13 protein-coding genes are annotated in these 13,395 nt (G+C 72.2%); 6 read left to right on the plus strand and 7 right to left on the minus strand.

What is annotated here, in order from left to right; all coding sequences use genetic code 11:
* Positions 1-5: 5 nt before the first annotated feature.
* The 5 genes from VFZ92_RS17095 to VFZ92_RS17115 all read left to right on the plus strand — a co-directional run bounded on the left by VFZ92_RS17095 (position 6) and on the right by VFZ92_RS17115 (position 4,572).
* Positions 6-908, plus strand: a complete 903-nt coding sequence (locus VFZ92_RS17095; protein ID WP_330876932.1) for a 5-dehydro-4-deoxyglucarate dehydratase — start codon at positions 6-8, stop codon at positions 906-908.
* Positions 905-2,164: a glucarate dehydratase family protein gene (locus tag VFZ92_RS17100; protein ID WP_330876933.1), complete on the plus strand. Its 1,260-nt coding sequence runs from the start codon at positions 905-907 to the stop codon at positions 2,162-2,164. Before VFZ92_RS17095 ends, VFZ92_RS17100 begins: the two co-directional genes overlap by 4 nt.
* Positions 2,158-3,321, plus strand: a complete 1,164-nt coding sequence (locus tag VFZ92_RS17105; RefSeq protein WP_330876934.1) for a hypothetical protein — start codon at positions 2,158-2,160, stop codon at positions 3,319-3,321. Before VFZ92_RS17100 ends, VFZ92_RS17105 begins: the two co-directional genes overlap by 7 nt.
* A gap of 85 nt (positions 3,322-3,406) precedes the next feature.
* Positions 3,407-3,901 carry a hypothetical protein gene (locus tag VFZ92_RS17110; RefSeq protein ID WP_330876935.1) on the plus strand — a complete coding sequence of 165 codons (495 nt, stop codon included), beginning with the start codon at positions 3,407-3,409 and terminating at the stop codon, positions 3,899-3,901.
* Positions 3,902-4,008: 107 nt separating this feature from the next.
* Complete coding sequence (locus VFZ92_RS17115; RefSeq protein ID WP_330876936.1) at positions 4,009-4,572, plus strand: hypothetical protein; 564 nt, start codon at positions 4,009-4,011, stop codon at positions 4,570-4,572.
* A gap of 51 nt (positions 4,573-4,623) precedes the next feature.
* Here VFZ92_RS17115 and VFZ92_RS17120 read toward each other — a convergent pair whose 3' ends face one another.
* The 5 genes from VFZ92_RS17120 to VFZ92_RS17140 form a co-directional block, all read right to left on the minus strand.
* Positions 4,624-6,282, minus strand: a complete 1,659-nt coding sequence (locus tag VFZ92_RS17120) for a fumarate hydratase (RefSeq protein WP_330876937.1) — start codon at positions 6,280-6,282, stop codon at positions 4,624-4,626.
* Between the two features lie 252 nt (positions 6,283-6,534).
* Positions 6,535-7,530 carry a sigma-70 family RNA polymerase sigma factor gene (locus tag VFZ92_RS17125; protein ID WP_259622121.1) on the minus strand — a complete coding sequence of 332 codons (996 nt, stop codon included), beginning with the start codon at positions 7,528-7,530 and terminating at the stop codon, positions 6,535-6,537.
* Between the two features lie 229 nt (positions 7,531-7,759).
* Entirely contained in the window at positions 7,760-8,185 is a 426-nt protein-coding gene (gene dtd, locus VFZ92_RS17130; protein WP_330876938.1) for a D-aminoacyl-tRNA deacylase, read from the minus strand.
* Positions 8,182-9,660, minus strand: a complete 1,479-nt coding sequence (locus VFZ92_RS17135; RefSeq protein ID WP_330876939.1) for a class I SAM-dependent methyltransferase — start codon at positions 9,658-9,660, stop codon at positions 8,182-8,184. Before VFZ92_RS17135 ends, dtd begins: the two co-directional genes overlap by 4 nt.
* Before the next feature lie 26 nt (positions 9,661-9,686).
* Positions 9,687-11,195 carry a helix-turn-helix domain-containing protein gene (locus VFZ92_RS17140; protein WP_330876940.1) on the minus strand — a complete coding sequence of 503 codons (1,509 nt, stop codon included), beginning with the start codon at positions 11,193-11,195 and terminating at the stop codon, positions 9,687-9,689.
* 94 nt (positions 11,196-11,289) lie between these two features.
* On the opposite strand from VFZ92_RS17140, the gene VFZ92_RS17145 reads away from it, so the two are divergent.
* The gene (locus VFZ92_RS17145; protein WP_330876941.1) at positions 11,290-11,610 is read left to right on the plus strand and encodes a DUF3099 domain-containing protein; all 321 of its coding nucleotides are present in this window, start codon (positions 11,290-11,292) and stop codon (positions 11,608-11,610) included.
* Here the strand turns inward: VFZ92_RS17145 and VFZ92_RS17150 are convergent.
* Both VFZ92_RS17150 and VFZ92_RS17155 read right to left on the minus strand, forming a co-directional pair.
* Positions 11,589-12,470 carry a sugar kinase gene (locus VFZ92_RS17150; protein WP_330876942.1) on the minus strand — a complete coding sequence of 294 codons (882 nt, stop codon included), beginning with the start codon at positions 12,468-12,470 and terminating at the stop codon, positions 11,589-11,591. The genes VFZ92_RS17145 and VFZ92_RS17150 overlap by 22 nt on opposite strands.
* A complete protein-coding gene (locus VFZ92_RS17155) occupies positions 12,467-13,378 on the minus strand; it encodes a pseudouridine-5'-phosphate glycosidase (RefSeq protein ID WP_330876943.1) in 912 nt (303 codons plus the stop codon). The genes VFZ92_RS17150 and VFZ92_RS17155 overlap by 4 nt, the downstream gene beginning before the upstream one ends.
* Between the last annotated feature and the right edge of the window lie 17 nt (positions 13,379-13,395).

A 13,395-nucleotide genomic window follows, 5' to 3' on the forward strand; every position in this document is an offset into this window, starting at 1 on the left:
GGTCTATGCAACTCGATGGGGTGCTGTTCTTTCCGGTAACGCCGTTCGACCCGACGGGGGAGATCGCCGAGGACGTGCTCGCTGAGCACGTCAAGCACGGTGTGTCGGCGGGGCCGGGCGCGGTCTTCGTCGCCTGCGGCACGGGGGAGTTCCACGCGCTGGGCGTCGAGGAGTTCGAACGCGCCGTGGCCGTCGCGGTCGAGGCGACGGCGGGCCGCGTGCCGGTGTTCGCGGGCGCGGGCGGTCCGCTGCCCATCGCCAAGGACTTCGCCAGGGCCGCCGCCCGCGCGGGCGCGGACGGGCTCCTGCTGCTGCCGCCCTACCTGGTGACCAACCCCGCCAGGGGACTCGTCCGCTACGTCGCCGACGTCGCCGCCGCGACCGACCTGCCGGTGATCGTCTACCAGCGCAACAACGCGGTGTTCACGCCGGACACGGCCGTCGAGGTGGCGTCGCTGCCGACCGTCATCGGGTTCAAGGACGGCCTCGGCGACATCAACCAGCTCCAGCGGATCGTGCTCGCGGTGCGGGCCCGCGTGCAGAAGCCGTTCCAGTTCTTCAACGGCCTGCCGACCGCCGAGCTGACGGTGCCCGCGTACCGCGGCATCGGCGTCGAGCTGTACTCCTCGGCGGTGTTCGCGTTCGCGCCGGACATCTCGCTCGGCTTCTACCAGGCGATCCAGGACGACGACACCGCGCTGGTGCGCCGCTACCTCACCGAGTTCTTCGTGCCGCTGGTCGAGTTGCGCGACAAGGTGCCGGGGTACGCGGTGGCGCTGGTCAAGGCGGCGGTCAAGCTGGGAGGTCTGGACGCCGGAGGGGTGCGCCCACCCTTCATCGACCCGTCGGAGGAGCACGTCGCGGAACTGGAGCGGATCATCGCGGCCGGGAGGGCGTTGGCGGTATGAGGATCACGGACATCACGATCACCCCGGTCGCCTTCCGCGACCCGCCCCTGCTGAACTCGGCGGGCGTCCACGAGCCGTGGGCGCTGCGGTCGATCGTCGAGGTGCACACCGACGAGGGGATCTCCGGGCTCGGCGAGAGCTACGGCGACATCGGCCACCTGGCCAAGCTGGAGCAGGTCGTGCCCGCGCTCATCGGCCTGGACGTGCACCAGCTCAACGTGATGCACGCGAAGGTCGCCGAGGTGCTGGGCGGCAGGTCCGGCGACGACCGGCACGGCCTCACCGGCACGCTCACCGCCGAGGGCACCGTCGACCGCGTGTACTCGCCGTTCGAGGTCGCGACCTGGGACATCCGCGGCAAGGCGCTCGGCCGCCCGGTGTCGGACCTGCTCGGCGGAGCCGTCCGCGACGCCGTGCCGTACAGCGCGTACCTGTTCTACAAGTGGGCGGGCCACCCCGGTGCCGAGCCCGACGAGTGGGGCGAGGCGCTCGACCCGGCCGGGATCGTGGCGCAGGCCCGCGGGCTCATCGACTCCTACGGGTTCGGGTCGATCAAGCTCAAGGGCGGCGTGTTCCCGCCCGAGGAGGAGGTCGCCGCGATCCTCGCGCTGCGCGAGGCGTTCCCGGACCTGCCGCTGCGGCTCGACCCGAACGCGGCCTGGTCGGTGGAGACGTCGATCCGCGTCGCCGAAGCCCTCGACGGCGTGGTCGAGTACCTCGAAGACCCGACGCCGGGCCTCCAGGGCCTGTCCGAGGTGGCCGCCAAGGCCTCGATGCCGTTGGCCACCAACATGTACGTCGTCGCGTTCGAGCACATCGCTCCCTCGGTCGCGATCGACGCGCTCCAGGTCGTCCTGTCCGACCACCACTACTGGGGCGGGCTCAGCCGGTCGCGCCACCTCGCGTCGACCTGCCAGACGTTCGGCATCGGCCTGTCGATGCACTCCAACTCGCACCTCGGGATCAGCCTCGCCGCGATGACCCACCTCGCCGCCGCGACGCCGAACCTGAGCTACGCGTGCGACACGCACTACCCGTGGAACTCCGCCGACGACGTCGTCGTGCCGGGCGCGCTGACCTTCGTGGACGGTGCCGTCCCGGTGCCGACCGCACCCGGCCTCGGCGTCGAGCTGGACCGCGACGCGCTGGCCGGGCTCGCGGAGAACTACCGGACCTGCGGCATCGTCCAGCGCGACGACACCGGCTACATGCAGAGGTTCGACCCGTCGTACGAGAGGAAACGACCCCGGTGGTAACGAGCATCGCGCACGTCTACCCGTGGGACGTCGTGGGCGACCCCCTCGCGGCGCGGCGGTACGCCGACCTCGGCGTGGACGCGGTCGCGCTCGCGGCGTCCTACCACACCGTCCGCGCCGCGACCCCGCTCCACCCGGAGCACCGGATGGTCGACGCCCGGCACGCGGCGTTCTACCTCCCGGTGCGCGACGAGGCCTGGAGCGGCGGGCGGCTCGTGCCCGCCGAACCGTCCTGGGTGGACGGTGACAACTCCTTCGGCGCCGCGGCGGACGCGCTGCGCGCCGTCGGACTGCCGGTCTACGCGTGGACCGTGCTGACCCACAGCAGCAGGCTGGGCGACCTTCACCCGGACGTGACGGTCGTCAACGCCTTCGGTGACCGCTACCCGTACGCGCTGTGCACGGCGAACCCCGACGTCGTCGCGTACGCGCGCACCCTCGTGACCGAGGTCCTCGACCTCGGGCGCCCGGACGGGATCGTGCTGGAGGCGTGCGGCCCCCTCGGCTTCTTCCACGGCGGCCACCACGAGAAGACCGACGGCGCCGACTGGGACCCGGTCCAGCAGAAGCTGCTGTCGCTGTGCTTCTGCGTCGCGTGCGCGGTGCTCTACCAGGACGCCGGCGTCGACGTGGACGACCTGCGCGCCGCCGTCCGCGCGGGCGTCGACACGGCCGCGCCCAGCGTGGGGGAAGCGCTCGGCGACCTGGCGAAGCCGGTGTCCTCCGTGCGCACGGGCATCGTCCGCGACCTGCGCGGCACCCTGGTCGGGCTGGTGCGCGAGCGGGCGCCGGGCATCCGGATCGCCCTGCACGCCACCGGCGACGAGTGGGCCACCGGCCCGTTCGCCACCGTCGCGCCCGCCGTCGACGCCGACGTCGACGTGCTCACGGTGTTCTGCTGGCCCGGAGCCGACGCGGCGACCCCCGGCATCCGCGCGCTGCGCGAGGTGGCCGGGCCCGACGCGCGGATCGCGGGCTACGTGCTGGCCCTGCCGCCGAAGCCGGTCGACGGCGAGGCGCTGCTGACCGAGTGGAAGCGGTACGCGGACGAGGGCGTCGAGGAGTTCCACCTCTACCACGCGGGACTCGCCTCGCAGCCCCGTCTCGACGCGCTCCGCCACGCGGTGACGGGCATCAGGCACCACCTGAACCGGTAACCGTGCGGGTATCGGGCATCACCTGAACCGGTAACTGTGAAGAGGACGGAGCAACCCGCAAGCGGGGTCGCTCCGTCCTCTTCACATGAGAAGCCTACGAACCGCAGTCAGCGCCGGTGTCCTGCTCCTGCTGGTGACGGCGTGCGCGAGCCCGCAGGCCCAGGTCGGCGCCGGAGCCGGCGACCCCAAGCCGGAACCGGGGCTCAGCGTCTCCTCCTCGCCCGCGCCCACGTCGAGCGCGCCCGACATCGCCCCCGGTGAGCCGCCGCCCAACGGCGGCGTGCCGGTCCCCGAGACGAAGCTCGACGCGGCGGCGCTGCCCGAGGACTACCCGCGGTCGGTGTGGACCGAGGGCGACGGCTCGGTCGTCGGCGTGATCGGCCAGGAGGGCGGGTGCAGCAAGGTGGGCGTCCAGGTCGTCGAGCAGTCCGCGACCTCCGTGCACCTCGAACTGGTCGAGACGCTGCCCGCCGAGCAGCAGATGTGCACCATGGACATCAGGTTCCCCCCGCTGACCGCGAAGCTCGACGCGCCGCTGGCCGAGCGGACCGTCGTGCTGACCACCAAGCAGGTCAAGTAGACCCGACGCCCGGCCGACGTCCCCCCGTCGGCCGGGCGTTTCCTGTCCTGCTTTGTCCTGTCCCGCCGGTCCTGCAACCGGAACGGCGCCTGTACCGTCCTTGCGGTATGAGGAACGCCAAGGTGCTCGTCGCCCTCGCCGTGGGACTGTGTGCCCTGGCCGGGTGCGGTAGCGATGACCAGCCGTTCGGGGCGGGCGGACCGTCCAGCACGGCCCCGTCCACGTCCGGGTCGGTCTCGCCGCCGGCTTCCGGCCTCCCGCCGGGCTCGGCCACGCTGCCGTCGTCGACCGTCCGCCCGCCGGGTCAGAGCGAGGTCCCGTCCCAGCCGCCGCAGTCGTCCGCGACACCGCTGCCGGGCAGCCCGACGGAGGTGCCTCCCGCCCGCGTCGACGGCACGGTGCTGCCGGAGACGTACAAGTCGCAGGTCCAGGTCGGGTCCGACGGCAGGACGCTGATGGTGATCGGCCAGGCGGGCGGCTGCAAGACGGCCAGCGCCGAGGTCACGGCCGAGGCGGCCGACCAGGTGATCATCACCCTCGTGACCACGTACTACGCCCCCAGCGGCGGCGTGTGCACCCAGGAGGTCCGCGACGTGCCGCTCAACGTGACGCTGGCGGCTCCGCTGGGCGAACGCAAGATCGTCCTGGAGGCCCGGCAGGAGAGCGCCTGACCGACGCGGCCCCGCGAGCGGGGAGGGGGTTCCACGCCCCTCCCCGGCCCGCTACCTCCGGAACGAGACCTGGAGCAGCGGCGCGGACGTCTCCGAGAAGAAGTCGTTGCCCTTGTCGTCCACCACGACGAACGCGGGGAATTCCTCGACCTCGATCTTCCACACCGCTTCCATGCCCAGCTCGGCGTACTCCAGCACGTCGACCTTGCGGATGCAGTCCTGCGCCAGCCGCGCGGCCGGGCCGCCGATGGAGCCCAGGTAGAACCCGCCGTGCGACTCGCAGGCGTTGGTGACCTGCTTCGACCGGTTGCCCTTCGCCAGCATCACCAGCGAACCGCCCGCCGCCTGGAACTCCTCGACGTAGGAGTCCATCCGGCCCGCGGTGGTCGGGCCGAACGAGCCGGACGCGTAGCCCTCCGGCGTCTTGGCCGGACCGGCGTAGTAGACCGGGTGGTCCTTCAGGTACTGCGGCATCCCCTCGCCCGCGTCGAGCCGCTCCTTGATCTTGGCGTGCGCGATGTCGCGCGCCACCACCAGCGGTCCGGTCAGCGACACCCGCGTCTTCACCGGCAGCGCGGACAGCGCGGCGCGGATCTCCGCCATCGGCAGGGTGAGGTCGATCTTCACGACCTCGTCCGACAGGTGCTCGTCCTCGACGTCGGGCAGGAAGTGCGCCGGGTCGCGTTCCAGCTGCTCGATGAACACGCCGTCGGCGGTGATCTTCGCCTTGACCTGGCGGTCCGCCGAGCAGGACACCGCGATGCCGACCGGGCAGGACGCGCCGTGCCGGGGGAGGCGGACGACGCGGACGTCGTGGCAGAAGTACTTGCCGCCGAACTGGGCTCCGATGCCGAAGTTCCGGGTCAGCTCCAGGACCTGCTGCTCCAGGTCGGTGTCGCGGAACGCGTGGCCCAGCGGAGAGCCCTCGGTCGGCAGGCCGTCGAGGTAGCGGGCGGACGCGAGCTTCGCGACCTTGAGGTTCTGCTCGGCCGACAGGCCGCCCACGACCACGGCGAGGTGGTAGGGCGGGCACGCGGCCGTGCCGAGCGAGCGCAGCTTCTCGTCCAGGAACGCGGCCAGCCGCTTCGGGTTCAGCAGCGCCTTCGTCTCCTGGTAGAGGAACGTCTTGTTGGCGCTGCCGCCGCCCTTGGCCATGAACAGGAACTCGTACTTCGGCTCCGTGCCGGGCGCGGTGAACAGGTCGATCTGCGCGGGCAGGTTGGTGCCGGTGTTCTTCTCGTCCCAGAACGTCGTCGGCGCCATCTGCGAGTACCGCAGGTTCAGCTCCTGGTAGGCGTCGAAGATGCCGCGCGACAGCGCCTCCTCGTCCGTCCCGCCGGTCAGCACGCCCTCGGTGCGCTTGCCCATGACGATCGCGGTGCCGGTGTCCTGGCACATGGGCAGCACACCGCCCGCGGCGATGTTGGCGTTGCGCAGCAGGTCCATCGCGACGAACCGGTCGTTGCCGCTGGCCTCGGGGTCGTCCACGATCGCGCGCAGCTGGGCGAGGTGCGACGGGCGCAGCAGGTGCTGGATGTCGCGGATCGCTTCCTTGGCCAGCAGCGTCAGCGTCTCGGGGCTGATCTCCAGGAACGTTCGACCCGCGGCCTCGACGACCTTCACGCCCTCGTCGGTGAGGAGGCGGTACTCGGTCGTGGTGTCCTTCGCCAGCGGGAGGACGTCTGTGTACTGGAACGTGGTGGTGGGCACGTCGGCGGGCTCCCTTGCGCGCTTCGGAATCCGACAAACGTATCCGATCGACGTCGCCCTACCGCTCCACCGGGATGTGATTCGCGTCCTTCGGGGCCGTCAATAGCGGAAGGCCGGGCCGGCCCCCGACCGCCCCGACCTTCCTTCGTAGGCGACCGCCCCCACGTGATGAGGTGGGGGCGTCGCCAGGTCCGTGTAGAGCAGAACCGTGCCGTGATCCGCATCACAAGTCAACGCGGCCAAACGGGTGAGTCAGCTCGCGTAGGCCCGCAGCTTCTCCGCGCGCTCGCCCTGCCGCAGCTTCGACATGACCTCGCGCTCGATCTGGCGGACGCGCTCGCGGGACAGCCCGAAGCGCTTGCCGATCTGGTCGAGCGTCCGCGGCTGGCCGTCCTCCAGGCCGTACCGCAGCCGGATGACCGCCTGCTCGCGCGGGTCGAGCGTGGACAGCACGCGCCGCAGGTCGTCCTGGAGCAGGCCGGAGATGACCGCGCTCTCGGCGTCCGTGGCGTCGGAGTCCTCGATGAAGTCGCCCAGGGGGGCGTCCTCCTCGGCGCCGACCGGCATGTCCAGGCTCACCGGGTCGCGGGCGTGGTCGAGCAGGTCGGAGACCTTCTCGGCGCTGATGCCCGATTCCTTGGCGAGTTCCTCGGTCGTCGCTTCCCGGCCGAGCTGCTGGTGCAGATCGCGCTTGATCCGCGCCAACTTGTTCACCTGTTCCACCAGGTGGACGGGAAGGCGGATGGTGCGACCTTGATCCGCCATTCCGCGGGTGATCGCTTGGCGGATCCACCACGTCGCGTAGGTCGAAAACTTGAAACCCTTGGTGTAGTCGAACTTCTCCACCGCGCGGATCAGACCCAGGTTGCCTTCCTGGATCAGATCGAGGAGCGGCATTCCACGACCGGTGTATCGCTTGGCCAGCGAAACGACCAGACGGAGATTCGCTTCGAGCAGGTGGTTCTTTGCCACGTGGCCGTCCCGCACCAGCGCGCGCAGTTCTTCGCGACGCGTGGGGGACAGGCGCTTCGCGGTCTCGGCCATGTGCTGCGCGAAGACGCCCGCTTCGATCCGCTTCGCCAGTTCGACCTCCTCCGCCGCTGTGAGCAGGGCGGTCTTGCCGATGCCGTTCAGGTAGACTCGAACGAGATCGGCGGCCGGACCCTGAGCGTCCAGGTCGAGTTCGGCGGGACTGATGTGGCTGACGGTGGTGTCGACCTCGCGGTCGAAGACCCTCGGGACGGTCATGGAACTCCCTCCCCCTTTGTCGCGGGCTGGCGTGCGGGTGCGTCACACACCTGCGCTGCACTGCGCAGTGAGCCTTTCGGCGTCGGGGCCCGCTGGGTACCCATCGCTTGCCGGCTGGACACTGGGGAAACGCGTCGGAATGCCAATTCGTTCCCGCCTCCCTGACATGAAGACGTCTCCGCCGTCACACCCGTTGCTCGCGCAATGCTGAGGATTTCCTGAGAGCGTCCTAGAGTTCGACCAAAACCGTGAACGGTCCGTCGTTCACGCTCCGCACCGACATCATCGCGCCGAACCGTCCTGTTTCGACTCGGGCACCCTTTTGTCGCAGTTCCCGCACCACTCCCTCGATCAAGGGTTCCGCGCGTTCGGGCCGGGCGGCCGCCGTCCACGAGGGACGGCGACCCTTCCGCGTCTCGCCGTAGAGGGTGAACTGGCTCACAACGAGCAGGGGCGCACCGGTCGACGCGCACGATTCCTCGTCCCTCAGGACCCGCAGCTCGTGCAGCTTCCGAGCCATGACCGGAACCATCGCCGCGTCGTCGTCGACGTGCACTCCGAGCAGCACCAACAGCCCCGGCTCGTCGATCGACCCGACGACCAGATCCCCCACGGTCACGCTCGCCTGTGTGACTCGCGACACAACAGCTCTCACGCGGGCCTCAACATGCCGTGCCGGACCAGGTCGCGCACCACCGGCAGGGCGTTCGCGATCAGCCCGTCGACCGGCTGGTCGTGCGCGAACGCCAGCAGCGTCACGAGGTCCTCCAGCGGCAGCGCCCCCCTGCACCCCGCCAGCAGCGCCGCGGCGACCTCGTCCAGCTCGTGCTGCCACCCCGGCCCGTCCTGCCGGTGCAGGCGGCGCACGACGGCCGTCCAGCCCTCGTCGTCCGGCGAGGACACCTCCTCCAGCAGCACCGACTCGGGCACGGTGAACCGCGTCGCCAGCAGCGCCTCGGCGGACCCGTTGGCCCTCAGCCACTCGACCCGGTCCAGCCACAGCGACGTCTCCGGCCCCAGCGGGTCCACGTACGCGTGCCGCAGGTCCTCGCAGACGACCTCGGCGTGCGAGCCGGACGTCCTCCGCAGCGTGACGAACCCGAACCCGACGCCCTCCACGTCGTTGCGGGCGAACCAGTCGAGCCACACGGCGGCCTTCTCCCGCCCCTCGGGCGACCGCGGGTCGACACCGGCGTCCCGCAGCCACGTCCCCACGTACAGCGCCGGGTCGGCGACGTCCCGCTGCACGAACCACGCGTCGACGCCGCCGCGGGGCAGCCACGAGGACACCCGGTCGCCCCAGTCCTCACCCCTGCGGTGCAGCCAGGAGGCGAGGAGCTGCCCCACACCGCCCTCGTTGAGGAACGAGGGCATCTGCCGCACGACGAGCGCGCTGGCGTCGTCGCCGCCGAGCCCGGAGTCGCGGTACGTGTAGTCGACGCGCGGCGGCCCGACGACGAAGGGCGGGTTGCAGACGATCTGGTCGAACCGCCGACCGGCCACCGGGCCGAACCACTCGCCCCTGCCGAGTTCGACGTCCAGCCCGTTCAGCAGGAACGTCCCCCTCGCCAGCGCCAGCGCCCGCTCGGACAGGTCCGTGGCGGTGACGCGCTCCGCGTGCCGGGAGGCGTGCAGGACCTGGACACCGCACCCCGTCCCCACGTCGAGCAGGGACCCGACGGGCCTGCGGGCCGTGGCGCGGGCCAGGCTGATCGAGGCCTGCCCGATCCCCAGCACGTGGTCGGGTGGAACGGGCCCACCGCGCTGCTCGGCGTCGAGGTCGGCGACCACCCACCAGGAGTCGTGCGGCCGGACGTCCAACCCGGCCCGGAAACCGCCGGGGTCGGCCCGCAGCACCTCGGCGGCCAGCAGCTGGTCGACGTCCGCGGACTTGAACGCGGTGGTGACGTCGGCCTCGGACTCGACGTCGCCCAGCAGGAACAGCCGGACGAACGTCCCCAGCGCCCCGGCGTCCCGCGTGGCCCGGCGGGCCGCCTCGGGTTCACCCCTCGTCATGGCGGCGTGGGCCTGCCCGCCCAGGGCGGCCAGCACCCCGTCGGTGTCGTAACCGGCGGTCTGGAAGGCGTCGCGGAGACGCGAGGTCAACTCGGGGGAGAAGTCAGGGAGCACGGGCACATGGTTCCATCCCGCCCGGCTCAGCCCCGCTCCCCGTGCACGGCCAGCGCGATGGCCATGGCCAGCCGCTGCTCGGGGTCGTCCAGGGGCAACGCGGTCACCTCGGCCATCCGCTGCATCCGGTACCGCAGCGTGTTCGGGTGCACCGACAGGGCCCGAGCGGCCTCCCGCGTGTCCCCCTGGGCGGCCAGCCACGCCCTCAGCGTCTCGGCGTAGGCCGTCCCGTGCTCCCGGTCGTGCCGCAGCAGCTCCGCGACCGGCCCCCGCGCCGGCAGCCGCCCGCTGTCCGCGGCGGCGGCCAACCGGTGCAGCAGCACCCTCGCCCAAGCCGTGTCGTACACGACGGGCTCGCCCGCCGACAGGGCCAAGCACTCGTCGGCCTCCTGCCGTGACGCGGACACCTGCACCGCGTCGGCGGCCCCGCCGATCCCCGCCAGCACCGTCGCCTCTGCGGGCAGTTCCCGCTCCAGCGACCGCACCCACTCCACCGCCACGGCGGCCGAGTCCCCGCACGGCACCACGGTGTAGAGCACGTTCCCGAACAGCGCGCTGCGCCCCGGCCGCGACCACCCGAAACCGGCGGTGGCCCGTTCGAACGCCAGGAGCGCGGCCCCGTGGTCGGCGTCCCCGACGTGGGCCTGCACGGCGATCACCCGCAGGTCCACCAGCGGCAACCCCAGCCTGGCCAGCGCCGCGGGCGCCCCGGACGGCGTGTCCAGCAGCGCGATCACCAGGTCCGCCTCGGCCTGCCGCTCCAGGTCCGCGCTCGCGCGGGCCCGCAGCAGGTGCAGGGCCGACGTGCGGGCCCCGTCCACCAGGGCCGCGGCGCGGGACGCGTCGACGGGCCCGTCCACCTCCACCCACACGGACCCCAACAACTCCCGCCCGGCCCGCACGGCCGCCACCAGCCGCTCACCCAGCTGCTCCGTCAACCGGGGCACGAAGATCGGCTCGTCCGACAGCGCCAGGTGCGCGAACACCCCGTAGGAGTCCAGAGCCGCACGGGCCTCCTCGGGCACCTTCCGCCCCAGGATCGTCTGCACCCGCACCTGGTCCACGTCCTGCTGCCGGTACGAGTACGCCAGCACCCGCGACTGCTGGTCCTCGATGGTGACCGGCCCGCCCACCACGGCCGCTATCGCGTCGGCGACGGCGAACAGGTCGCCGGACCGCTGACCGCCGAGCACCAGCGTCTGCGCCACGGAGGCCAGCTGGCTCCACGGCACCGACGGGTCCACCAGCAGCACCGCCGCCCCGGACCGCCGAGCCGCCGCGAGCACCTTCTCGTCCAGCGGAGGCCGCCCGTGCAGCACCACGACGGCGGCCCCGGTCGACCCCACCAGCCGAGCCGCCGCGGCGGCGGAGGGAATGCCCAGCCCCAGCAGGACGTCGTCAGGAGCGGCGGGTGTCCGCTCGGCGGCGTCGTGCAGCGCCACCCCGCGCAACTCGACGTCGCGTCCGCGGGGAGCGCAGCTCAGGTGCGTGCCGAGACTCCCCAGCACGTCGACCAGCCGATCGAGGGCGACCACGACCGGATCCTAGGTCGGCCCTGTTGTGCACACCCCGCTTCGGCGGGTGTTGGATGGGTATCGATGGTGGGACGATGAAGGTGGAGGTGGTGTCGTGAGCACATCCGAGCGTGACGACACCCCGGTGCTCATCACCGAGGCCGCTCCGTCCCTCGACGAGCAGCACAGGGCCCGGAAGCGGAAGTACGCGATCATGATGAGCGCGCGCATCCCGTGCATCGTCCTGGCCGTGGTCTTCATCGACATCTGGTGGCTGGCCGTCGCGTTCCTGGTGCTGTCCATCCCGCTGCCGTGGATGGCCGTCCTGATCGCGAACGACCGTCCACCGCGCAAGTCCGAGAAGGCCAACCGCTACCAGAAGGAGCACAAGGCCATCGCGGCGTCCGGCAAGGATCACCGCGTCATCGACGGCTGAGGCCCCACCAGGGTCACGGCCCGCGCGCTCGCCCGGATCCCGCCGAGCAGGGCGTCCCTCTTGGACACGCCCCGCTGCCAGGCCGCGAGGAACCCGGCGTCGAACGCGTCACCCGCGCCGGTCGAGTCGACGCACTCCACCACCTCCGCGGGCACGGACACGACCTCGTCCTGGTCGACCCAGCTCGCGCCGTCCGCGCCGGACGTCAGCACGACCGTGCCCACGACGTCCAGCAGCGCCTTCGCCGCGGCGGGGTCGGCGGACCCGGTGAGCGCGATCAGCTCCTCCGCGTTCGGCATCAGGAAGTCGATGCCGCGCACGTCGTCCAGGAACCCCTCGGGGTCCAGGTCCAGCAGCACCGACGCCTGCGGGTCCACCGACGTCGTCAGCCCCGCCTCCTTCGCCGCGGCCAACGCCGCCAGCGCGGCGGGCTTGGAGGACGCGTCGAGCAGCACGTAGCCGGACAGGTGCAGGTGCGTCGCGCCCGCCAGCAGCCCCGGATCGAGGTCGGCGGGGGAGAAGTGCGCGTTCGCGCCCCGGTCGGCCAGCATGCTGCGCTGGCCCCCTGGGTCGACCAGGCACACGACGCAGCACGTCGCGGCCTCCGGGTCGACGGCGAACGCGCACCGCACGCCCGCCGCCGTCAGCTCGGCGTGCACCTGGCGGCCCGCCGAGTCCGCGCCGACCCTCGCCACCAGCACCGGCTCGGCGCCGCACTCGGCGAGCCACGCCGCCGTGTTCGCGCCCGCGCCGCCCGGTTCGATGGTCACGTTCGCCCGCACGTCGCCGCCGTGCGGGATGGGGCCGACGTGCCGGGCGACCACGTCCAGCCCGGCGTCGCCGACCACGACGATCGTCACGGGGCCAGCTCCACGGCGACCTCGGCCGCGAGCCGGGCGTTCGACATGACCAGCGCCTCGTTGGTGTCGAGGCTCACGCCGCCGCTGGCGCCGTGGAAGTGCTCCAGCAGCACCGGCGTCACGTCCTTGCCGTGCACGCCGCGCGCCCTCAGCAGCTCCAGGCCGTCCGCGAGCAGCCGGTCGTGCAGGTCGCGGTCCATCTCGAACTCGAACGGCACCGGGTTGGCCAGCAGCACCCCGGAACGGCCGGGAACGCGGTCGCGGTGCGCGGCCACGACGGCGGCGACGTGCTTGGGGTCGTCCACCCGCCACGGCACGTCGAACTCCGATTCGCGCAGGTAGAACGCGGGGAACCGGTCGACCCGGTAGCCGAGGACCGGCACCGAGCGGGTCTCCAGCAGTTCCAGGGTCGCGCCGATGTCCAGCACCGACTTCACGCCCGAGCACACGACCAGCACCGGGGTGGTGGCCAGCACGTCCAGGTCGGCCGACACGTCCCACGAGTCGTGCGCGCCCCGGTGCACCCCGCCGAGGCCCCCGGTGGCGAACACGTGCACGCCCGCGGCGTCCGCGAGCGCCGCCGTGCTCGCGACCGTCGTGGCCCCGTCCCGGCCGAGCGCGTAGGCGGGCCCGAGGTCGCGGCGGGACAGTTTCACCAGGTCGTTGGCCGGATCGCAGACCCGGTCCAGCTCGTTGGTGCTCAACCCGACGACCGGTACGCCGCTCAGCACGGCGATGGTCGCGGGCACCGCGCCCGCCGCGCGCACGACCGCCTCCAGCCGTCCGGCGACCTCGCGGTTGCGGCCCGGCGGCAGCCCGTGGGCCAGGATGGTGCTCTCCAGCGCCACCACCGCCCGGTTCTCCGCCAGCGCGTCCGCGACCTCTTCGGCGATCCTCGTAGTCGTCACGAGCGGTAATGATGACC

Origin of the sequence: Umezawaea sp. (genome assembly GCF_036375055.1) — a bacterium.
Lineage (GTDB): Bacteria > Actinomycetota > Actinomycetes > Mycobacteriales > Pseudonocardiaceae > Umezawaea.

What these genes read in the sequence shown, in the direction of transcription:
- VFZ92_RS17110 (WP_330876935.1), top strand. Translation starts at nt 3,407, where the DNA reads ATGAGAAGCCTACGAACCGCAGTCAGCGCCGGTGTCCTGCTCCTGCTG.
- VFZ92_RS17095 (WP_330876932.1), top strand. Translation starts at nt 6, where the DNA reads ATGCAACTCGATGGGGTGCTGTTCTTTCCGGTAACGCCGTTCGACCCG.
- VFZ92_RS17115 (WP_330876936.1), top strand. Translation starts at nt 4,009, where the DNA reads ATGAGGAACGCCAAGGTGCTCGTCGCCCTCGCCGTGGGACTGTGTGCC.
- VFZ92_RS17125 (WP_259622121.1), bottom strand. Translation starts at nt 7,530, where the DNA reads ATGACCGTCCCGAGGGTCTTCGACCGCGAGGTCGACACCACCGTCAGC.
- VFZ92_RS17100 (WP_330876933.1), top strand. Translation starts at nt 905, where the DNA reads ATGAGGATCACGGACATCACGATCACCCCGGTCGCCTTCCGCGACCCG.